Origin of the sequence: Mucilaginibacter sp. 22184, from assembly GCF_052045695.1 — a bacterium.
Classification (GTDB): Bacteria; Bacteroidota; Bacteroidia; order Sphingobacteriales; family Sphingobacteriaceae; genus Mucilaginibacter.
The window spans coordinates 502,047-522,933 of sequence record NZ_JBQEPI010000001.1 but is presented as its reverse complement, the minus strand read 5'-3'; the positions used below and the strand labels follow the sequence as shown (position 1 = coordinate 522,933).

Annotated in this window: 18 protein-coding genes and 1 pseudogene; 9 read left to right on the top strand and 10 right to left on the bottom strand. The window is 44.1% G+C overall.

Features of this window, described 5'->3' with window-relative positions; all coding sequences use genetic code 11:
- Window positions 1–41: 41 nt before the first annotated feature.
- Window positions 42–1,628, top strand: a complete 1,587-nt coding sequence (locus ACTJKG_RS02130) for a DHA2 family efflux MFS transporter permease subunit (RefSeq protein ID WP_440738213.1) — start codon at window positions 42–44, stop codon at window positions 1,626–1,628.
- Window positions 1,629–2,070: 442 nt separating this feature from the next.
- Here the strand turns inward: ACTJKG_RS02130 and ACTJKG_RS02125 are convergent, their stop codons facing one another.
- The 7 genes from ACTJKG_RS02125 to ACTJKG_RS02095 all read right to left on the bottom strand — a co-directional run bounded on the left by ACTJKG_RS02125 (window position 2,071) and on the right by ACTJKG_RS02095 (window position 8,168).
- Complete coding sequence (locus ACTJKG_RS02125) at window positions 2,071–3,069, bottom strand: hypothetical protein (RefSeq protein WP_440738212.1); 999 nt, start codon at window positions 3,067–3,069, stop codon at window positions 2,071–2,073.
- Window positions 3,070–3,118: 49 nt separating this feature from the next.
- Entirely contained in the window at window positions 3,119–3,709 is a 591-nt protein-coding gene (locus tag ACTJKG_RS02120; protein WP_440738211.1) for a DUF308 domain-containing protein, read from the bottom strand.
- A 95-nt stretch (window positions 3,710–3,804) separates the two neighbouring features.
- Window positions 3,805–4,323, bottom strand: coding sequence for a peptide-methionine (R)-S-oxide reductase MsrB (gene msrB / locus ACTJKG_RS02115; protein ID WP_440738210.1), 519 nt, complete (start codon window positions 4,321–4,323; stop codon window positions 3,805–3,807).
- Window positions 4,323–4,958, bottom strand: a complete 636-nt coding sequence (gene msrA, locus ACTJKG_RS02110; RefSeq protein ID WP_440738209.1) for a peptide-methionine (S)-S-oxide reductase MsrA — start codon at window positions 4,956–4,958, stop codon at window positions 4,323–4,325. Before msrA ends, msrB begins: the two co-directional genes overlap by 1 nt.
- Before the next feature lie 4 nt (window positions 4,959–4,962).
- Complete coding sequence (locus tag ACTJKG_RS02105) at window positions 4,963–5,433, bottom strand: thioredoxin family protein (protein ID WP_440738208.1); 471 nt, start codon at window positions 5,431–5,433, stop codon at window positions 4,963–4,965.
- A gap of 10 nt (window positions 5,434–5,443) precedes the next feature.
- Window positions 5,444–7,438 carry a cytochrome c biogenesis protein CcdA gene (locus ACTJKG_RS02100; RefSeq protein WP_440738207.1) on the bottom strand — a complete coding sequence of 665 codons (1,995 nt, stop codon included), beginning with the start codon at window positions 7,436–7,438 and terminating at the stop codon, window positions 5,444–5,446.
- 157 nt (window positions 7,439–7,595) lie between these two features.
- Entirely contained in the window at window positions 7,596–8,168 is a 573-nt protein-coding gene (locus ACTJKG_RS02095) for a peroxiredoxin (protein ID WP_256541307.1), read from the bottom strand.
- Between the two features lie 352 nt (window positions 8,169–8,520).
- Between ACTJKG_RS02095 and ACTJKG_RS02090 the strand changes: the two genes are divergently transcribed.
- The 7 genes and pseudogenes from ACTJKG_RS02090 (at window position 8,521) to ACTJKG_RS02060 (ending at window position 14,755) form a co-directional block, all read left to right on the top strand.
- Window positions 8,521–9,318: an SDR family oxidoreductase gene (locus tag ACTJKG_RS02090; protein ID WP_256541308.1), complete on the top strand. Its 798-nt coding sequence runs from the start codon at window positions 8,521–8,523 to the stop codon at window positions 9,316–9,318.
- A 75-nt stretch (window positions 9,319–9,393) separates the two neighbouring features.
- Entirely contained in the window at window positions 9,394–10,308 is a 915-nt protein-coding gene (locus tag ACTJKG_RS02085) for a helix-turn-helix domain-containing protein (protein WP_256541309.1), read from the top strand.
- Between the two features lie 163 nt (window positions 10,309–10,471).
- Complete coding sequence (locus ACTJKG_RS02080; RefSeq protein WP_256541310.1) at window positions 10,472–11,050, top strand: TetR/AcrR family transcriptional regulator; 579 nt, start codon at window positions 10,472–10,474, stop codon at window positions 11,048–11,050.
- Between the two features lie 45 nt (window positions 11,051–11,095).
- A complete protein-coding gene (locus tag ACTJKG_RS02075) occupies window positions 11,096–12,526 on the top strand; it encodes an MFS transporter (RefSeq protein WP_256541311.1) in 1,431 nt (476 codons plus the stop codon).
- Between the two features lie 103 nt (window positions 12,527–12,629).
- Window positions 12,630–12,704: pseudogene (locus tag ACTJKG_RS02070) on the top strand (SnoaL-like domain-containing protein); the annotation flags it as partial.
- A gap of 399 nt (window positions 12,705–13,103) precedes the next feature.
- The gene (locus ACTJKG_RS02065) at window positions 13,104–13,868 is read left to right on the top strand and encodes an SDR family NAD(P)-dependent oxidoreductase (RefSeq protein WP_440738206.1); all 765 of its coding nucleotides are present in this window, start codon (window positions 13,104–13,106) and stop codon (window positions 13,866–13,868) included.
- Window positions 13,862–14,755 carry a helix-turn-helix domain-containing protein gene (locus ACTJKG_RS02060; RefSeq protein ID WP_440738205.1) on the top strand — a complete coding sequence of 298 codons (894 nt, stop codon included), beginning with the start codon at window positions 13,862–13,864 and terminating at the stop codon, window positions 14,753–14,755. Before ACTJKG_RS02065 ends, ACTJKG_RS02060 begins: the two co-directional genes overlap by 7 nt.
- A 33-nt stretch (window positions 14,756–14,788) precedes the next feature.
- Here ACTJKG_RS02060 and ACTJKG_RS02055 read toward each other — a convergent pair whose 3' ends face one another.
- The gene (locus tag ACTJKG_RS02055; RefSeq protein WP_440738204.1) at window positions 14,789–15,235 is read right to left on the bottom strand and encodes an SDR family NAD(P)-dependent oxidoreductase; all 447 of its coding nucleotides are present in this window, start codon (window positions 15,233–15,235) and stop codon (window positions 14,789–14,791) included.
- Window positions 15,236–15,302: 67 nt separating this feature from the next.
- Between ACTJKG_RS02055 and ACTJKG_RS02050 the strand changes: the two genes are divergently transcribed.
- Window positions 15,303–16,343 (top strand): ATP-binding protein, encoded by a 1,041-nt coding sequence (locus ACTJKG_RS02050; protein ID WP_440738203.1) that lies wholly within the window; start codon window positions 15,303–15,305, stop codon window positions 16,341–16,343.
- 969 nt (window positions 16,344–17,312) lie between these two features.
- Here the strand turns inward: ACTJKG_RS02050 and ACTJKG_RS02045 are convergent.
- A complete protein-coding gene (locus ACTJKG_RS02045) occupies window positions 17,313–19,412 on the bottom strand; it encodes a glycoside hydrolase family 2 protein (protein ID WP_440738202.1) in 2,100 nt (699 codons plus the stop codon).
- A gap of 12 nt (window positions 19,413–19,424) precedes the next feature.
- Window positions 19,425–20,873 (bottom strand): alpha-L-fucosidase, encoded by a 1,449-nt coding sequence (locus tag ACTJKG_RS02040; protein ID WP_440738201.1) that lies wholly within the window; start codon window positions 20,871–20,873, stop codon window positions 19,425–19,427.
- Window positions 20,874–20,887: the final 14 nt, after the last annotated feature.

The window sequence follows — 20,887 nt, the reverse complement described above, 5'->3', positions numbered from 1 at the left end:
ATTCCTTATGGAATAAGCTTTCGCATTTATAAAAAACATCTATGGAAACTTTAGAAAACTCACTTACGGAGTATGGTTTCAGGCGAATAATTATTACGGTTACCGCCGTGATATGCGCCCTGCTTGAACTTATCGATACAACTATAGTTAACGTGGCCCTAAATGATATGCGCGGTAACCTTGGTGCAACGGTAAATGAAATTGCCTGGGTGGTAACCGCGTATTCACTGGCCAATGTGATCATCGTCCCCATGACCAGCTGGCTTTCGCAGCAATTTGGCCGCCGTAATTATTTTGCCGCCTCCGTGCTTATCTTCACCATCTGTTCGTTTTTATGCGGCAACGCTACAAATATCTGGGAACTGGTGATCTTCCGTTTTATACAGGGGTTAGGTGGCGGCGCACTGTTAGTTACCTCACAAACTATCATTACAGAAAGCTGGCCAAAAGAAAAAAGGGCCATCGCGCAAGGTATCTATACATTGGGTATCATTATCGGTCCCACTATCGGCCCTACCCTCGGCGGTTACCTGGTTGACAATTTTTCATGGAGGCTGATTTTCTACATCAACATTCCGGTAGGCATTTTGGCTGCTATATTGGCGCTGCAATACGTACGCAGCCCCGTGTTTGAACAGAAACGCCCGGCAAACCAGGTAGATTGGCTTGGCATATTTTTGCTTACAGTTGGCGTTTCATCTCTTCAATACGTGCTTGAAAAAGGCCAGGAAGACGACTGGTTCAGCAGCAAGCTGATCATCACCCTAAGTATCTCTGCGGTTTTGGGTATTATTTGTTTTATCTGGCGACAGCTGGAATATAAATACCCCATTGTAGAACTGCGCGTGTTGCAAAATACCAATCTGAGGATCGGTGTTATCCTCACCTTTATCATAGGGTTTGGTTTGTTTGGGACCACCTTCGTCCTTCCGCTTTACACCCAATCCTTATTAGGATGGACGGCGTTGCAGTCCGGGTTACTGTTACTGCCCGGGACGATTTTTGTCGCCGTTGTCATCGCGGTAGTAGCCCAGCTCATTCAGCGCGGCATGCGGGAAAAATACCTGATCGTTGCAGGAATGATCATATTCTTTATATACGGTTACTGGTCGTATCACTTGCTTACCTTACAAACCAGCAACGGAAACCTGTTTTGGGTACTCATTTTGCGGGGGCTTGGTTTAGGCCTGATGTATGTTCCGGTTACCAATATCTCCTTATCTACCTTAGATGGGAAACAGATTGCTCAGGGGGCCGCGCTTTCGGGTATGGTGCGGCAATTGGGCGCTTCGTTCGGTGTGGCACTCATTTCCACCTTTGTATCTCGCCAAACGCAGCAGCACCGGATTACACTTATCAGCCATATCTCCGCTACTGATCCGGCAGTTCAGCAGCGGATAGCCCTGCTTAGCGCAAAGTTCCAGGCACGTGGTTTTGATGCGGCCAGCGCCCGGCAAGCCGCCTATAATTCGCTGGAGGGTGTTGTTCAAAGCCAGTCGACATTACTTTCCTATATGGATGTATTTTTATGGGTAGGCACTTTGTTTTTACTCTGTGTTCCCTTTGTGATCATCTTCGTTAAACAGTCTAACCGTAAAATTTCATTCGCAGATGCTGGTGCTCATTGATCTTTTGGTTCTGCACGCGGATCATTCCGCGGCAGAATCGCCTTTAATAGCAGGCTATTTATCTTGGCAAAAGGCAGTAGTTGCCGGCCTGTGGATCTGCATTGTACTTTATTTCAGCGACAACTCCTTAAATAATGGATTTTTCTTTATTTACGGCCGCATGAAGAAACTATACAGCCTTATAAGCCAAAGGTTCCGAAGGTAAAGAATCTATGCAGGTGGCCACCGTACCCCGATCATTAAAAACGCCCCTTAGCTGCACAGCGTACATTCATAAAAAAGCTCCACATTCTATGCCTGATAGATATGGCGCTTTCTTAGTTTTTAAATCAGTTTGTTTTTTTTAAGTTCCCTCCGCCATGAGCAAGCGATTTGGAATTTCCATCAACAAAAAAGCCAGAGCTGTAGGCCCTGGCTATATTTTACAAGCTATATGCACGTGTTAAAAAGGCAATAGCGAGATTCGAAATTCACCGTAGGCAACTGATTTACCGGTAGTTTTAATAAACGCGTCATCATAACTGCTGCCTTTGGCTATTGTTCTGGCCGAAGCGATGCTGTTGATGCCCCCGCTAATACCTACTACCACATATTTGCCCAGCAGGTACTCGAATCCTGGGCCGGTTTTAAACTCAATAGTATTGTAGCTGAACCGTTTGGGCAAAGCGGGATCACCGGATGCATAGAATGATGCATAGGTATTGGCAGCCGATCCAACATAAATCCAGGCTTTAGGGGATAGCGCTTGTTTCAGCGATGCTCCCTGCGGCAGGTCTATTATCAACTGCAGGCCGCTGCTGTTTAATTTACGGAAATAATTAATTACAGGCAAAACCGGAACGGGCGCTGAAGGATCGATCTGTACCAATGCACCTAACGAGAAATACTCATCAGCCGTGCGCTTCAACGGAAAAACAACGCTACCGTTAAAATTGAACCTTCTTACGGCACTCAGGTTATCAGATAACCCGGTAAATACGGCAGAATAAATTACAGGTGTATGAAAAATGGCGTCCGTTCTTGAAAAGTTGAGGGACAGGCCAAGGGTGCTTTTTGACACATTGCCGGTGTTGATACGCGGGGCAGCCAACTGGTTGCCGGCTTCACGGATATCAAAGAACTGTTCATTATGATAGATAGTAGCGCCAATCACATTACCGTTCCAACTGCTGATGGGTACGGAAAAGAAAGAACTGATCCGGGCGGTACGGACCTTTCCGCTGGAAAAATCCTTACCGTTCAATTTTGAGTCAAAATGCCCCGAGCCGAACAGGTCGGCGATAACCGAAGCCTGCCGGAGCGAAGGATAACGAAGCGCCTGTTCCTGGGATTCGCTGCGAAGGGTATCGGCAGGGTGCAGACTGGACATGCTGAACATGTTTTGAGCATAGGTACCGGTGCTGCAAAAAAGCATACCGATCACTATCAATTTAATTTTCATAGATTTTTAAGATGATAAACAGGATAAAATTACCGCTTGCTTTTAAGCTTTAAGCGGCAGCATTTGCTTCTTTAATGGTTTTACCTAAACGGAAAGCTGCCAAAGCGAAATAAAATGCGCCGAAAGCAGAATACCCTGCCAGGGAAGCCACTCCTTGATTTGGTGTATGCGCGGTAGCGATTATGAACCCGCCGGCTAACATCGATTGAGCGCCACTGATGATCATTGGCCATTGGCCCTCAAAATGTTTGCGGCGGCGAAGGCCTAATATAAACTGGATAAGCCCGGTAAGAGATGCCCAGACTCCAAATACTACCAATGCTCCCGGAATCCCGCTTTGCAGGGAAATGATCACTACTATAGTTGTCAGGATGCTGATGCCGGCGTTAACATATTGAGGAGTTTTATTGGCGGTAGGCGGATTGGCATTGATATCAAAAAATGTGGCCACGGCATCCCATCCCGGGTAAATAATAAACAGGATGGTTGCCAGGGTATTGTTTGTTTTTCCTAAAGTTACTACGAGGGTAATCCACAATACCGAAAATGCTACACGTGTAAAATATAACTTGCGTAATGATCGGGCAGTTTCAGCGGCCTGGCTGGAAACGTTGAAACTGGATTGATTTAATGATGTCATGATATGTTGTTTTAATGTTTGTGTGATCAAAATTAGCTCCTCAAACGTTGGTGATTTTTAACTTAAGTTAATATTAGCGAAAGAAGACATTAGGATTACTTCTTACTATCTGGCTCAAAGTCAAGGGATACGGAGTTCATGCAGAAACGCTTATGGGTGGGCGGCGGGCCATCGTCAAAAATATGACCTAGGTGTGATTCACAGCGCCCGCACAGTACTTCGGTGCGGTGCATTCCGTACGAATTATCAACATGATAAAGCACTGCTGTTTTGCGGCTGGGCTCGTAGAAGCTTGGCCAGCCGCAACTGCTGGCAAATTTGACATCCGACCTGAACAGCAGGTTGCCGCAAACAGCGCAATAATAGGTTCCACGGGTTGTACTTTTCCAATATTTTCCAGTAAATGGTCGCTCGGTATCTTTCTCACGTGCAACCGCATACAGATCTGCCGGGAGTACTTTTTTCCATTCTGGGTTGCTGACGGTTACTTTGCCCGTATCTGTGTTGGAGTACCATGGATTCTGCTCGTGTCCGCGGGCAGATTTTTCATTCTGGGCAAAACTACGGAAGCTGGTCAGCATCAGCAGGCCGCAATAAATCAGGATCTTTTTCATTATTTAAGTTTGTCTTTAAAAATGTGTTTGAACTTTTCCAGTTGCGGTTGGATTACATAAAGGCAATAGCCCGCCTCCGGGTGATTTTTATAGTATGCCTGGTGGTATCTTTCTGCTTTGTAAAAAACCGTAAAACCTGTTACCTCCGTTACTATTGTTCGGGGATAGATCTTTTGTTCAGTCAGTCTCCGGATATAATACATGGCTTTTTCAGACTGTGCCTTGTTATGATAGAAAATAGCCGACCGGTATTGGGTACCCACGTCGTTGCCCTGCCGGTTGAGCTGTGTGGGATCGTGAGATAAAAAGAAGACTTCCAGCAACTCATTATAACTGATAACAGCGCTGTCGTAAACCACGTTACACGCTTCAGCATGACCTGTTGTTCCGGTGCAAACCTGCTCATAGTTCGGATCGACCACGTGGCCACCAGTGTAACCCGAAGTTACTCTTAGTACTCCTTTCAACTGTGAAAACTTGGCCTCGCCGCACCAGAAACAACCCGATGCAAAGGTTGCGGTATCCATACGGTTTGTTGCTTTACTTACACTATACCTTTCCTTTGTAAGTGTACACGCAAAGGCTGAAACACCTAAAGCCAGCAATAAAACGGATAACAAAATTGCTCTTTTCATTTGCTTATTTATTTAAAGCCGCTTTACTATCAGTAGCTTCCTGCGCAAATTGCATCAGTCCGTTAGCGTCCACAAAGCCGGTATGATTGGCCAACACCTTACCGTTTTCATCAACGATAAGCAATGTAGGCAAGCCCTCCACCTGCCATGTTTTAGCCAGTTGCACACCGTCTCCCTTTTCTACATCTACGCTGTAATTAATAAAATGCTGATTGAAGTAGGCGGATGCTTTGGCATCCTTGAAAGTAGTTTTCCGAAGTTGCTTGCAAGGCGCACACCACGTTGCATAAGCGTCTACAAAAACCTGCTTGTGACTTGCCTTGGCCTTTGCCAATACCTGTTTATAGGATTGCTGACTAAATTTTATTTCCTGCGTTATTTCTTTTTTCTGCGCTGAAACATCTGAAGCGTAAAAACCTGATAGTATTACTATGCCCAGGGCAATGAGCTGGGATTTGAACAATTGATTTTTCATATATGATTGGTTAATTAAAGTTTTGAGTTAATGATGTTCTTTTTGCCGCGTTGATGCCCTGATCTAAAAAATTGGTGTAAGCTTTAATATCCAGGTCAAAAGCGCGGGGTTCTGCGGCGGGCTTTCCGTCAGGAGCCAGCACCACATAAAAGGGCTGGGCGTTGGTATTATACTGTGCTTCCTGAAGGTCACTCCATTTTTGCCCCAGCGTATTGATGGCTTTAGCCGAAACTTTAGAAGTATACTTTTCTGATTCGCTGAGTGCAGTTCTGTCATCCACATAAAGGGATATGAGTACATAATCATTTTTGATCCGTTTCAGCACTTCAGGATCTGACCATACCGAGGCCTCCATTTTTCGGCAGTTGGTACAGCTCCAGCCCGTAAAATCAAGCAACACCGGCTTATTGATCTTTTTTGCATAGGCCAGCCCCTCCTCGTAATCGTAAAACGCGTCGATATTATCAGGAGCATGAAAAAGGCCCGCGTATTTATGCCCGGTTGAGGGCGCCGTCCCGGGTGCGTTTCCGGAACCTGTAAGTGCAAATTGTTGCGTGCTTTGTGGTGGCAGCCATCCGCTGATGCCCTTAAGCGGCGCGCCGAACAGGCCGGGAACAAGGTAAAGGGTAAATACCAGCGTTACCATGGCCAGCAATAACCTGAACAGCGGTATGGAGGTAACCTCCGTATCGTGGCTGAGCCTGATTTTACCCAAAAGATAAAATGCAAGCACACCAAAAATGATGATCCAGATCACCAGGAATAGGTCGCGGCTAAGCAGGCCCCAGTGATAGGCCAGGTCAACGTTGGTCAGGTATTTGAAAGCAAGCGCTAATTCCAGCAAGCCAAGTACAATTTTAACAGAATTGAGCCAGCCGCCTGATTTTGGCAAAGCTTTCAGCCACGATGGAAATATGGCAAAAGCGGTGAAGGGCAACGCCAGGGCCAGGGAGAAACCGAACATGCCAAGTGCGGGCCCAAGGTAAGTGCCTTTACTTACCGCCTCAACCAAGAGCGTCCCGATTAGTGGCCCGGTACAGGAAAATGATACCAGTGCGAGGGTAAATGCCATGAAAAACAAACCGATCCATCCACCACCTTCTGATTTTTGATCCATTTTGTTAACGAAAAATGAAGGCAGCGTGATCTCGAAAGCGCCTAAAAAGGATAGCGCAAAAACGACCAGGATGACAAAAAACAGCAAGTTGAATGCGGCACTACTCGCTGCTTCGTTCAGCGCCGACGCGCCAAAAATTGCGGTGATCAGCAGGCCAAGGCCCACATAAATAGCGATGATGGATAATCCATAGATGATAGCGGTCTTGATACCCTGTGAACGGGTGCCCGATCTTTTGGTAAAAAACGATACGGTAAGCGGCACCATAGGGTAAATACAAGGAAGAAAGAATGCTGCCAGCCCGCCAACAAAACCAGCCAGAAAAATAGCCAAAAGTGAATGATCACTGTTTGACGGAGCTTTTACGCTGGGGGATTTTAAAGTATGCTGGCCGATATGGTTAGCTTGCACAGAATGGCTGCCCGGTTGCTGCACCACTGTGCTGTTAACCGGAATATCAAAACTAACATCGCTCGGGGGCAAGCATTTTTGACCGCTGCAAACCATGTAGTTTAGAGAACCGGTTAAATGTGCAGCCGGATCTTTGGTGTATACGATTTGCGTAAACATTACCTGGTGTTCATGATACCGTATGATCATTTGAAAAGACTGGTCAAAACCGCTTAACGCTTCCGGCTTTTCGGTCACCTTATCTACCAGTGCCAGTCCGGATGTTTTGTCAAATTTAAAAGTTGTGGGAACCGGTCCGCCGCTTTTCAGGAATTGCGAATACAAATGCCATCCCTTATCAATATCGGCGGTAAAGGAGACCGCGTATTTGTTCTGATCCAGTTTGGTGGAAGCAAACTTCCAGTGTACGGGCGTATCTATCTTTGCGAAAGCCTGTAGTGTAAACAGGCAAAGCCATAGTAAAATTAATTTTTTCATTGTGTGATGTTTTTAAGGACGGTGCTGCCGCCGCTACAAAATTGCCGAAGGCTAACCGGCATAATTTTCACTATAGTTAATGTGGTTGTAATCAAACGGTCAAAAAAAAAGCCGCTACATTACTGTAAGCGGCTTTACACTCAATCAAAAACACATATCACTTGCTGGTCAGATAGCTAAGAACCTGTTTAGAGTGTTCATCTCCTTTCATAAAATCCCTGAAGCTATAAGCTACATTTCCATCCAGGCCGATCACAAATGTTTCGCGGCCGCTGATCTTCATTTCACCGATGGCTTGTTCCTTTACACCGTACGAGTTCAACACTTTATTGTCAGGATCACTCAGCAAAGTGAAAGGCAAGTGCTCTTTAGTTGCAAAAGCTTTGTGGCTGGCAACGGTGCCATTATTGATCCCGATCACCAACGCGTTTGCATCATTGTATTTGGCGTAAGCGTCACGAAACGCACAAGCTTCTTTAGTGCAAACCGGACTTTCATCCTTCGGATAGAAAAAAACCACAATTTTCTTTTTGCCGATATACTTGGCAAGTTTAAATGGTTTACCGTTCTGATCCCTCAGCGTAAAGCCTGGAGCTTTTTCACCTTGTTTCAATGTAGTGGCTTCTTGTGGGGCAGCATCCTGTGCTACTGCAGGATTAGCATTCAGGCCCACGAAAGCAGTTAACGCAATGAGGCCGATCCATAGTTTTGATTTCAAGTTTGTTTTCATACTATTTCAATAAATTTTAAATGATTTATGAAGCTAAGGTCAGCGGAGTTGCGGGTTTGAATTTTCACTTAAGTTAAAATAGCAGGATTAAATATTCATTGCCTTTCGGCTCAACACGTATAAGGATCCATTATAACATTCAAATGACTTTACGGCTATGCCCATGAGTGCTGCAAACCGTGCAAAAAAGCTATTGATCATCATTCCGGTATTTTCCCGGGAATCAAGGTTAAAGGAGTAAAGTGATTTGATCCGCCACAGTTATCGTTTTGGCTACAACATACTCCGATTTTGTCACAAGGATGGCTTTCCAATGTATGAGTTTTGCATTTCAAACTTTAAATAATCAGAAATGACCAAAACAATTTTTATCACCGGTGCATCAGCAGGTATAGGAAAGGCTACCGCCAAATATTTTGCAAATAAGGGTTGGAATGTTATTGCAACTATGCGTAAGCCGGAAAATGAGAAAGAATTAAATCTATTGAAAAACGTGACTTTACTTCCGCTGGATGTGACAAATATCCGGCAGATTACCGAAACCGTGGAAAAAGCGCTGGCATTAGGTGATATAGATGTTGTATTCAATAATGCAGGTTATGCTTTACTCGGAGTGCTGGAAGCCATAACAGATGAACAATTGGTTGCGCAGATGGAAACCAACTTTCTGGGGGTAGTTCGTGTAACACAGGCATTCATTCCATACTTCAGAAAAAGACAGTCGGGGCTTTTTATTACCACAGGTTCTTCAGCAGGCTTGATGGGATTTCCGGTAAGCTCGATGTATGATGCCAGCAAATGGGCACTGGAAGGTTGGAGCGAAAGCCTTTCTTATGAATTAGCTGAGTTTGGCATTGGCATCAAAACAATCGAGCCGGGCCTGGTAGCAACCGAGATCGGTGATCGATCGGTAATCGTTCCTCACCCGGCTTATGAAACCATAATGAACAAATTCATGGCAGCTATCATGCATGGCGATAACGTTACAACTGCAGAACAGATCGCGGCCGTTGTTTACGGAGCCGCCACCGATGGCCAGGACACCTTACGATACGTTTGTGGTGAGGATGCAAAAGACTTGTATGCACGGCGCCTTGCGGGTGGTGATGAAGCTTTCAGGGCAACCATTAAACAAATGCTTGCCTTATAAGTGCCCATTATAAATTTACATTGCCGGTAGATATCTTTAGGCATATTTACCGGCATTAATGATCAATAACTATCCATGGAAAACAGAAATAAGCTCAGGATATTTGATTCTATCCCAGAGATGCAGCGTGTTTTCGGTATACCGCGGCCATTGCATCCCTTGATCAGCATGCTGGATTATAGTAAAATAAAAATAACCAGGGAGATGCTGGCAGATCCTTTTGTGATGAATTTTTACAATATCACTTATAACGAATCGGCGGGTTGCAGGATGCGATACGGACAAACTACTTACGATTTCGAGGAAGGGGGCATGTTCTTTACCTCGCCCGGGCAACCACTAACTGCCATAGCAACGGCCGACTCCAGTTTGGGTTTTACCTTACTGATCCATCCCGACTTTTTGCGTCAATATCCGCTGGATACAAAAATCAAACATTACGGTTTTTTTTCGTACTCAGTGAATGAATCGCTACACTTGTCGGCTAAAGAAAGCGCCATCATCAACGGAATTGCTAAAAATATCGACGACGAGCTGGAAACCGCGATTGACGATATCAGTCAGGATGTATTAATATCACAGATTGAGTTACTTTTAAATTATAGTCAGCGTTTTTATAAGCGGCAGTTCATTACCCGCAAGCCTATCAATAACGCCATGCTGGCAAAACTTGACAGCATATTAGATACTTATTTCCATGATAAAACGGCGTTGAACCAAGGTTTACCGACTGTTCAATTCCTTGCAGATCAACTCAATATATCACCGAAATATTTAGGCGATATGCTCAGGACGCTAACCGGGCACAATACTCAACAACACATACATATTAAGCTGATTGAGAAAGCCAAAGAGGTATTGACAATCAGCGAGCTTACGGTTGGTGAAATTGCTTTTCAGCTCGGTTTCGAGCACCCGCAGTCGTTTAGCAAATTCTTCAAATCAAAAACCAATCTTTCGCCTTTAGAATTCAGAGCGCATTTTAATTAAGTATTGCTTCAAATAACTCTCAATGCCAAATCGGATACGGTAGGCTATCTTTAACCTTCGATATCTATAACACAATTAATTGCTGAATGCCGAAGTATCGTTCAAAAAGGCTGTATCATAATTTATTTTGGAACGATAGGTTTTTTATTTTTACATTTGCTGTATGCCAAGGAACAAAGAGTTTGACTATCAAGATAAGCTAAAAGTAGCCCGTGATCTTTTTTGGAAAAAGGGTTACCAGGCAACGACCATGAACGATCTTGTGGACGCATTAGCTATAAACAGGAGTAGCATTTACGACAGCTTTGGCAATAAGCATGACCTTTTTTTGAAGTGCCTGCATGATTATATTCAGGAAATAGAATTAAACTACCAGGATTCCGCCAATAAAGGAGGGTCCGCACTTGAGTCAGCAATTATTATTATCAAGGATGTTGTTAAGACTATTTTAATTGATACCAAAACGTGTTTAGCGATCAACTCAACTTTTGAACTTTCCCGTATTGACGAAGATGTAAACCGAATGCTTAAGCAACAAGCCAATAATTCCATAAAGCTTTTTGAGGACCTATTCCTCAAGGCTCAACAAGAAGGAGACCTTTCTGCCGGGAAGGATCCCAATTTGCTGGCTTATTTTGTAGTTACCAGTTTCGCATCGCTATGGAATGCCGATCTTCTTTTTAACGATAAAAAACGATTATATCAATTGACTGATTTTTTGATCAGTGTAATTAAAGCTTAATTTTTTTTACCTATTTTGGAACGATAGGTTGGTTATAATATAAATATGACACAGTTTCTTAACGATATAGATTTATCAAGTTTTAAAAATCACAAAATGGAAAGAAATATTGCTGACCCTCGCCGCTGGATGGCGCTGGCTGTATTGCTGACGGGTACATTATTGCCGCCGCTGGATTTCTTTATTGTTAATGTAGCACTGCCTGCTATCCGTAAGGATCTCCACGCATCACCGGCCGATTCCCAATTGGTGGTATCCGTATATGCTGCTGCTTACGCCGTAACATTGATACTGGGTGGCAGGTTAGGGGACATATACGGCAGAAAGAGGGTGTTCATTTTTGGAATGCTCGGCTTCGGAATTGCATCTGCCTTATGCGGTTTTGCACCGTCGCCGGCTGTATTAGTAGCCGGCAGATTGTTACAAGGTGTGGCGGCAGCCATCATGGGTCCGCAATCGCTGGCATCTATTCATGCTATTTTTCCCGCGGAAGAAAAAAATCGTGCACTTAGCTTTTATGGGGCGACTTTCGGACTGGCCTCTGTGGCCGGACAGTTGCTGGGGGGCGTGCTGGTATCAGCTAACCTGTTTGGTCTGGGCTGGCGAAGTGTATTCCTCATCAATTTGCCGGTTATCGTTCTTGCACTACCGGCCGCCTCCCTTTTATTAAGGGAAAATCGTGCTGAAAAGTCTGAGGTTTTAGACATTCCGGGTGCCATATTCCTCGCTACCGGACTGTTGTCCTTCGTGCTTCCGCTTATCGAGGGGCGCGAAAATCACTGGCCATGGTGGTGCATAATCCTTCTGATAACAAGTATACCTTTGCTAATAGCATTCTGGCGTTACGAAAAGGAGAAGGAATTAAGAGGTGCCTCGCCATTGGTCTATCCATCCTTATTCATGAAAAGCGGATTGCGAAAGAATTTGGCCGCAGCCTTCTTTTTTTATGCCCTGGCCTCTTTCTTCCTGATCTTTGCTGTATATGAGCAAGGTGCCCTGGGTCACGACACGCTGGCGACAGGTTTAGCCATTTTGCCGCTGGGAGTCGGTTTCTTTCTTGGTCCATGGTGCAGCTCTTATGTAGTTAGCCGACTTGGTTCCCGCACAGCAGCCTTCGGAATGATCCTTGAAGTCACCGGACTGATCTTCGCTGCTATCCTTTCCCTAAACGATGGCATGTCCTATCTTTTTCTACCGCTCTTTATTATAGGGCTCGGACAAGGGATTGCCGTACCGGCACTGGTGCGCCTGAACGTCGACCAGGTCGATCCACGCTTTTCAGGGCTGGCGGCAGGTCTGGTAACTGCCACTTTTCAAATAAGCGCTGCTGTTTTCGTTGCGTTGATTGGGGGGCTTTTCTTTACACTTGCGCCAGATGGCGCGAGCGCAGCAGAAATTCAGTTTAGCTTTGGTATAGCTTCTTCAGCTATAGCACTTTCTTTAGTAGTGGCAGCGATGCTATGCTGGAAACGATAGTGTAGAAATAATATAGCGCCAGGATTCTATATCTCAAATGAAAATCATCTAATACAATTATCATTACAATAGATGGAATCGCTCATCGTCAAGAAGCAGGCGCCAGGAGGATGAAATTGCTGTTTATCAAGTGAAAGATGGAAAAATCGTTTTTGAACAATTTTCTTTTAACTCCTAAAGCGCTTGGACTAATTTTTAATTAAATAAATGCGATTGAAAAATCATAATATGACCCAAAAAGAAAACCCATCAATATCAAATTACTTTAAAACACCTGGAAAATACCAAAGGTGAAACTGTGGATAATAAACCGTTGGAATTTTAGCAGCCATTACTGGAAATTCCGAAAGCCGTGACCACCTCTTTCTGAAATGGCAAACGAATCGCTCCGCCAGCAAAACATCTTATTGCCGACGGGCATCGAAGTCTTAGTTTGGTTTACGGCCATCATTAGATTCCCGGAACTGCTTAGTCGTTTGCTGAGAACGTTGCCCTGGCGTACCATTTGACCCAAATCGGTTACACCTTTCCAGAGTTCGGTTACAATTCTGACACCGCGTTTACGGAACTTTGTACCATGGAAAACAAAACAATAAGACGCTTGGCCCTGGTTACCGGGGCTAACCAGGGCGTAGGCCTGGAAGTCGTCAAAAAATTAGTGGCGGCAGGTCATACCATATTATTGGGTTCGCGCGACTTGGCCAAAGGAGAAGCGGTAGCAAAGGATTTGGGAGACGGAGCCATCGCCATCCAGATCGATGTAACTGATCAAAGTTCAATCGAAGCGGCGGCCGTTCGTATTGCTAAAGAATACGGGTATTTAGACCTGTTGGTCAACAATGCGGCGATCTCCAACACCCGCAAGGGCGATCTGTCCTTACAGGAGTATGCCAGGATCAGCAAGGCCAGCAATATTGCTATGAATGAGGTCCGCAGCATTTGGGAAACCAATGTATTCGGCGTTCTGGCGGTCTACCAGGCCATGCTACCCTTATTGCAGCAATCGAAAGACGCCCGTATCGTGAATGTTTCGAGCGGTGTCGGCTCATTGACCCTCAACGCCGATCCGGCCTTTCCTTACCGTGGTGTTTACGGCCCCGGTTATGCCGCATCGAAAACCGCGCTGAACGGGATCACACTGGCGATGATGCTGGAGCTGGAAAATACGCACATAAAAGTTAACTTAGTATCGCCCGGATTTACGAGTACTGCCCTCAACGGTTTTGAAGGAACCGAATCGATCGAGGACGGCTCCCGCGAGGTGGTACGTGTTGCCTTGTTCGGACCGGAGGAACGGTCAGGCACGTATACCCGCTGGGAAAATGAGCAAATACCATGGTAACACCCTATAAGTTCAATTCTTTATCGGCGGTGCATGCGGCATTCGGTTTACCGAAACCGCTGCACCCGCTGATCAGCGTCATCAACGGTATCGACAACAGGATCGAAGTGAACTTCGGAAGTGAGTCGGTGATCACCAGTTTTTACAAGATCACCTTTACCCCAAAGTTAAGCGGTAAAGTCAAGTACGGGCAAGGCTATTACGACTTTGACGAGGGTGGCATGCTGTTCGCCGCACCGAACCAGCTCATGGGCGGCAGCGATCACAATGGGCCTTATGCCGGTTACAGCCTGTTCATTCATCCCGATTTCCTGCTGGGTTATCCGCTGGCGAAAAAGATCAGGCAGTACGGCTTTTTTAACTATGCCACCAACGAGGCCTTACATTTGTCGGAAGCAGAGAAAAACACGATTCTAACCACGCTGAAAGCTATCGAAACCGAACTGGCTTTACCCATTGATGAACTTAGCCAGGACGTGCTGATCAGCCAGGTAGAGCTGTTGCTGAATTATAGTAACCGTTATTACAAACGTCAGTTCATCACCCGAAAGGCGGTGAATACCGACCTGCTCCAACGGTTTGAAAGCATATTAGCTCACTGCATCGATGCGCAGCAGGGTATTCCAACTGTGCAGGAACTGGCCGGCCAGCTGGCGATCTCACCCAGCTACCTAAGCGACCTGCTGCGCACGCTCACCGGGCAAAACGCCCAGCAGCATATCCATGAAAAACTGATCGAAAAAGCTAAGGAACAATTGAGTACTACTAACCTGTCCATTGCGGAGATCGCTTATGCGCTCGGCTTTGAGCATTCGCAGTCTTTTAGCCGGCTGTTCAGGATGAAAACGAAGATGAGCCCGTTTGAATTTCGGGCTTCATTTAATTGATGCTGGCGGGAGCGCATTTGCGCTGCTGTTATATCAGGCATTTTGCCCTCCGTCTACATTTAATGTTGTGCCCGTAATATACTGTGCGTCATTGCTGGCTAAAAAGGCTACCGCCTTTCCGATATCTTCCGGCTCTCCATAACGCCCCAGTGCAACTGCTTGTAACATATGACCGCTGAAAGGCCCATCTGCAGGGTTCATGTCGGTATTGATCAGGCCGGGCTGTATAATGTTAACGGTGATATTTCGCGGACCCAGATCGCGCGCCCAACTGCGTGTATAAGCCGCAAGTGCTGCCTTGGTTGCGGTGTATTCGCCGATTCCCGGGTAGGGTGAGCGGTCAGCGCCGGTCGAGCCGATCGTAATGATCCTCCCGCCATTCCCCATGTGGGGCAGCACCGTTCTTACCGTATGTGCAACGCCTAATACATTGTGGAAAAAACATTTTGATTGACCCCTCTTCGCCAATTTTGTCTGCATTACTAACTACTTGGTTACAATATATAGAAAGGGGGCAAAGTAAAATCGGCCGACAGGGGTCAATATATTGTGGTTTATCCACGTAACATTGGAAAATCCAAATACACGCTCATTCGCATTAGAAGATCCTATTGCTTTTTTGAATCAATATGATCAGAAAGTTATTTTGGATGAGGTGCAGCGGGCTCCTGCTTTATTCTCTTATATACAGAGCAGGGTTGATGAATCCAGAATAATGGGACAATACATTCTATTGGGCTCACAAAATTTTCACTTATTAAATAGTATTACTCAGACCCTGGCTGGCAGGGTAGCCCTATTCAAATTACTCCCTTTGGACTTTACCGAATTAAAGCGCAGTGGCTTATTAGCAGATTCCTATACCCAAACCTGCATTAAGGGTTTCTATCCGGCTATCTTCGATCGGGATATTGACCCTGTTGTTTTTTACGCCAATTACATTCAAACCTATATAGAAAAAGATGTAACAGAATTAATGAATATCAGGGATTTGAAACTTTTTCGAATATTCTTAGGTTTGTGTGCGGGGCGTGCAGGGCAATTGTTAAATTTCAGCGCTTTAGCTAATGAATGTGACATTTCCCATAACACAGCCAAAGCATGGTTATCTATACTCGAAAGCAGTTACATTATATTTCTTTTACAGCCTTATCATCAAAATTTCAATAAGCGTTTGATCAAAAGCCCTAAATTATATTTTTATGATACCGGATTGTTGAATCATTTGTTAGGAATTAGAGCACCTGAAGAACTGGAAGAGAATAGATTGAAAGGGCACATATTTGAGAATATGATACTGGCTGAATATCAAAAAAAGAATCATCACTTATACCTGCATCAGGATTATTATTTCTGGCAGGATAGTAATGCCCATGTGGTTGATCTGCTGATGACAAAAGGGCAAGACTTTTCCATTTATGAGATCAAGGCAACTCAAACCATTAGTCCCGGTTTATTTAAAGAAATGGATCGTTTTGAAGGAATTGCTGCTCCAGCCGAAGTAAATAAAACACTGATCTATGGTGGCGCTGAAAATGAAAAAAGAACAAAGTATAATGTGCTCAGCTGGAAAAATGTTTCAGAATAAAGAATATTTTAATTAGGCGTTAAGCTGCATTATTAACTTGATCTTCCAAATTGGAACAGCAAGTTAATGTCGTTATAAAAAATAATAACTACCTGTCTTTACCTGTAAATTTAAAACCAATGGGTTCATGTGGTGAGTTGTTTTAAAGGTCGCATAATATGGTCTTTTTGTCACGTTACAATTGTTAGGGTCTTCAATATTTTGTATCTTCGTAAAGTAAGATTTGCAAATAAAAATAATCTGCATCAAAAAATGGTTGGTAATTCGGTGCGTAGCCAATTTTAAACCATATAAAATATTGTAAGCCAATTGGTTAAGAATCGTGTTCGATTCCCCTACGGGCTACTTAAAAGGCAATAACTAATCATGGTTGTTGCCTTTTTTCATTTCAGGGAGTTTAAATAGGAGAAATTTTAATGGTTTTATTGGAGCCAAAAGCCGAGGATGCAAATGTACGATCGGTAGAAAATTAATGATGTGCTGTGCATTTTTGAAAACAAGGCTAGCCATCTACAACAGTTCTTTCTCGGTAAATCACTCAGCGAAAACATTTTTACTTAGTTAACGACATACCTTAGGGGCAGGCTTTTTCGTAGCAATCGAAAAAATTAAATCCAGGATCAACGGTCAGGGTAAAAATATCGAAATAGTATTTCGATACCTTGATTGACAAAATGATAGAATCGCAAGTACGAAAATGAATCGATTACAAACCGGATAACTTATAGATAAAATCATTCGTTATAGGTGGCGCGATCTATTAGCGTCGACGAAATAATTAAATAACTCCAAATTTGAATGAATTAACGCGACTAAACCGATGAAACGGAAGTTGAATCCTTGATGTTGCGATTTGGGACATCAAAGTAATTTACTTCTTGAAGTGATCACGTTGTTTTGAGGTTATCACAACTTGTGATAACCTCCTTTAGCTCTTGCAACGCTTTACTAAAAACCTCTCTGACATTCTCATTTTTTAAGGGTCCATTCAATAGCATCGCTTTGTAATTTTTCGTTAAAATAGCCCTCAGCCCTGAGCCGGTTTATTCCTTTAACGAGGTGGATATTTTTAAACACAAAATCGTGTTTGGTTGCACCTGTTTCTGCCTGATTTACTTTTTTACCGTTGACGTAAAGTGTAACGGATGAGGTATTGGCAAATACTTTCACTGTAGTTATGGCCTCTATCCGATCCGTATTTCGGCGGCCGCTGATATACAGCACGGGTTCCTGGCTCCAATTGGCCTTGTACCAGTAAAAGGCATCCTTTTTTATTTTACGGTCATAAGTAACCAGGCCCTTCATGTTACGAGCAGGTATCCCGCCTCCATTGGCAGATGGCACCGAAAAGTCAAACATATTCCATACGTATGAGGCTACCAGGTATGGATGTTTTTCGATAATGCCCCATTGTACCTCATGAAAGTGTGTCTGAAAGGTTTCGGGCCAAAATTGGCCGGACGGATCACCGCTATCGTCTACCTTTTCCTGTTGCTGATTTACGTTTGCCTCCGTACCGTACTCAGAAAGTACGACCTTATAATTTGGATATTCTTTTTCCAGCCCAGTAACCCAACCTTCAAGATCGGGGATCTTCCCTTCATACCAGCCGTAATATCGGTTGATGCCCTGAATATCCGCAGCCAGGTTTGACGGGCGATTTATTTCACCGTAGCCGCTAACACTGGCGGTAAATCTGGCTGGATCTTCCGTTTTGGCAATGTCGTTCAGTTCTCTGGTTAAAACTGGCACAAAACCATCGGCCGAACTGGAATATACTTCATTATGTAAACCCCAATTGTATATAGACGGGTGGTTATAATTTTGCCTGATCAATTCGGTTAACTGCTGTTTGGCGTTATCCCCTTCCTCTGTCGAAACCGCGTTTACAAATGGTATTTCGGCCCATATTACAAAGCCCATGCTGTCGCATTTAGCATAAATATATTCGGCTTGCTGATAGTGTGCAAAACGGATAGAGGTTGCACCTATTTCGTAGATCATATCCAAATCGCTTTGGTGTTGGGCGTTGGTTAGCGCGCTGCCGTAATCCTGCCACTCCTGGTGACGGCAAACCCCATACAGGCGATACGGCTGTCCGTTCAGATAAAAGCCTTTGCCGGGTACTACCGAAAAGTAGCGAAGGCCAAGTGGCTGTGTAACTTCATCTATTGTTTTACCATCTTTAATAATGGCGGTGGTAAGCGAATACAAATAGGGGTCTTTCCGGCCGTCCCATAAATGCGGGTTATTGACTTGCATTTGCTGATCAACAATATTTATACCTTGTGGTTGTACATTTTGTAGTTGTTGAACTTGTTTAACAATGGTGCCGTTTTTATTACTAATGGTAGTTTTTACCGTAATCTGCTGTACTTGCCGCTCTTTATTTTCGATTTTAGCGGTTACCGTGATATTGGCCTTTTTATTATTTACATCTTGTTTAATGTAAATACCCGGGGATGCATAATCAGTTGTGGTTATGTTGATCTTGCTGGTAACAATGATGCTTATGGGACGGTAAATGCCGCCGTAAACGCCAAATAGTTTGTTATTGATGGGAATAATATCAGGCCGCTCCTCGTTGTTTACTTTTACCATAATTGTATTGATAGTATCGTACCTTAACGAGTTGCTGATATCAAAGCAAAATGCCGAATAAGCGCCCTTATGCGTACCTATCAATTTATTATTAATATAGAGGTCAGCAACCGTGCCCACGCCTTCAAAACGAATAAATACACGCTTATCTTTCCATTCCTTTTGGGCTACCAACTCTCTGCGATAAAAGGCATCCCCGGTGTAAAAATTTTTCCCTTTCTGAATATCCTTGTTGTTCCATGTATGGGGTATTGCGACGGTTTGCCATTCGCCCCCGGCAATTGCGATATTGGTTTTATAGGTTGCTTTCTTAAACTGCCAATCCTGATTAAAGGGTATAACCTGCCGGACGGAATTGATGTTATTAATGTCCATGGCTTTTTGGAATGTCCATCCTTTTAAACTAAAGCAAAGGCTTATTAGGAAAAACAGGGTGATCTTTGCTGTACGCATAAGTTTTACGATCATCTGGTGCAACGTTTATATTTTAGCTTTCTGGTACTGAGATCCACTATTTTTATTGCTATCTGTGGTTTCCAGAACAATGACAAAGGGATGTTTAAAGGCTTGCTGTTTCAAGTGGATAAAACAGGAAAATGTACCTGTTTCTTCGGGCACATAATTTTGCGCAGGATTACCAAGATCATAAGCTTTGCTGATTACTGTATGAGGCGGTGTTACAACCTTTAAGGCTCCGGAGACAGGTACATTAAATACTAGCATATAGATTTTATTGATACCTGTTTTTTTTATGTAATACCCCCAATCCTGCTTTGCAAAACTGGCATACTCGCCATTGTAAATGGCCTCTTTGTTGGTATTCATCCACTCTCCAATTTCTTTTGCCAGGTTCAACTCTTCTGTTCTTAAAGAGCCATCGGGCTTTGGCCCAAAATTGAGCACAAAATTTCCATCGAGCGAAACACATTTGGCCAGCATTTCCAGTAATTCATCGGTTGTTTTGATGTGGCCTTTCCATACCTTACCATATCCCCATTGGTTTTCGGGCACGGTCATTACGCAATCCCAGTCGTTCCCGTGTACATCTTCTATATTCTCTGGTATTTTACGTTCCCAACCCTGTTCATAATCGCCCATCATATGACCATTTGAATCAAAATGTCGCTTACCATATTCATCTGCCCTAAAGCGGCTGCCGATGATCAATCCGGGATGCTTTGCCCTCATCTCCTTTTCTAGTGAATCTGCAAAAGCGGCCTGTGTAACCCATGATTTATCCCAGGTACCATCGAACCATAAACCTTTGGCTGTTGGATATCGGGTAAGCAGTTCCAGTAATTGGTTACGGGTAAATTGTTTAAACCTTTCAAATGCGATACTATCCTCCCGGCTCTTAATATCATACCGCCAGTCGGGATTGTGCCAATCCATAATAGAGAAATAAAGTATCACGTCAATCCCCTGTCTTTCGTAGGCCTTTACAAGCGGGCCTATTAAGTCTTTTTTATAGGGGGAATTGGCGATGGTAAAATGGGTATACTTACTTGGCCACAAACAAAATCCATCATGATGTTTTGTGGTGATGGTTACATATTTTACCCCCATTTGTTTAGCTATTGCCGCCCATGAGCCGGCATTAAATTTGGTTGGATTAAATTGATATATCAATGAATCGTAGGCTGTAGCGGAAACAACTTTCCATGACTTTATCCATTCGGAAGCACCGCTATAGGTTTGACCACGCCATTCACCAGCTGGTATGGAATATAAACCCCAATGGATAAACTGTCCTAAGCCATAAGCACGCCATTTTGCCATATCAGCATCTGTTCTGCGACCTATGCGGTGGGCGCCATGCTGCAGGACAATATTTTTTTGCGCTGCCGTTTCTGTCTGCTGCGCGTTTACATTTGCAGCATTCACACAATTCCATACAATTGCTGCAATCAGGATCACTTTTTTTATCATATCTAATTCTCTTA

Excerpts from the sequence above, each read along its gene's own strand:
- msrA (WP_440738209.1), bottom strand. The coding sequence starts at position 4,958 with ATGAAAAGAGCAATTTTGTTATCCGTTTTATTGCTGGCTTTAGGTGTT.
- ACTJKG_RS02065 (WP_440738206.1), top strand. The coding sequence starts at position 13,104 with ATGGAAAACAAAACAATAAGACGCTTGGCCCTGGTTACCGGGGCTAAC.
- ACTJKG_RS02095 (WP_256541307.1), bottom strand. The coding sequence starts at position 8,168 with ATGAAAACAAACTTGAAATCAAAACTATGGATCGGCCTCATTGCGTTA.
- ACTJKG_RS02085 (WP_256541309.1), top strand. The coding sequence starts at position 9,394 with ATGGAAAACAGAAATAAGCTCAGGATATTTGATTCTATCCCAGAGATG.
- ACTJKG_RS02100 (WP_440738207.1), bottom strand. The coding sequence starts at position 7,438 with ATGAAAAAATTAATTTTACTATGGCTTTGCCTGTTTACACTACAGGCT.
- ACTJKG_RS02120 (WP_440738211.1), bottom strand. The coding sequence starts at position 3,709 with ATGACATCATTAAATCAATCCAGTTTCAACGTTTCCAGCCAGGCCGCT.
- ACTJKG_RS02125 (WP_440738212.1), bottom strand. The coding sequence starts at position 3,069 with ATGAAAATTAAATTGATAGTGATCGGTATGCTTTTTTGCAGCACCGGT.
- ACTJKG_RS02045 (WP_440738202.1), bottom strand. The coding sequence starts at position 19,412 with ATGATCGTAAAACTTATGCGTACAGCAAAGATCACCCTGTTTTTCCTA.
- ACTJKG_RS02130 (WP_440738213.1), top strand. The coding sequence starts at position 42 with ATGGAAACTTTAGAAAACTCACTTACGGAGTATGGTTTCAGGCGAATA.
- ACTJKG_RS02075 (WP_256541311.1), top strand. The coding sequence starts at position 11,096 with ATGACACAGTTTCTTAACGATATAGATTTATCAAGTTTTAAAAATCAC.
- msrB (WP_440738210.1), bottom strand. The coding sequence starts at position 4,323 with ATGAAAAAGATCCTGATTTATTGCGGCCTGCTGATGCTGACCAGCTTC.
- ACTJKG_RS02060 (WP_440738205.1), top strand. The coding sequence starts at position 13,862 with ATGGTAACACCCTATAAGTTCAATTCTTTATCGGCGGTGCATGCGGCA.
- ACTJKG_RS02040 (WP_440738201.1), bottom strand. The coding sequence starts at position 20,873 with ATGATAAAAAAAGTGATCCTGATTGCAGCAATTGTATGGAATTGTGTG.
- ACTJKG_RS02090 (WP_256541308.1), top strand. The coding sequence starts at position 8,521 with ATGACCAAAACAATTTTTATCACCGGTGCATCAGCAGGTATAGGAAAG.
- ACTJKG_RS02105 (WP_440738208.1), bottom strand. The coding sequence starts at position 5,433 with ATGAAAAATCAATTGTTCAAATCCCAGCTCATTGCCCTGGGCATAGTA.
- ACTJKG_RS02080 (WP_256541310.1), top strand. The coding sequence starts at position 10,472 with ATGCCAAGGAACAAAGAGTTTGACTATCAAGATAAGCTAAAAGTAGCC.
- ACTJKG_RS02055 (WP_440738204.1), bottom strand. The coding sequence starts at position 15,235 with ATGCAGACAAAATTGGCGAAGAGGGGTCAATCAAAATGTTTTTTCCAC.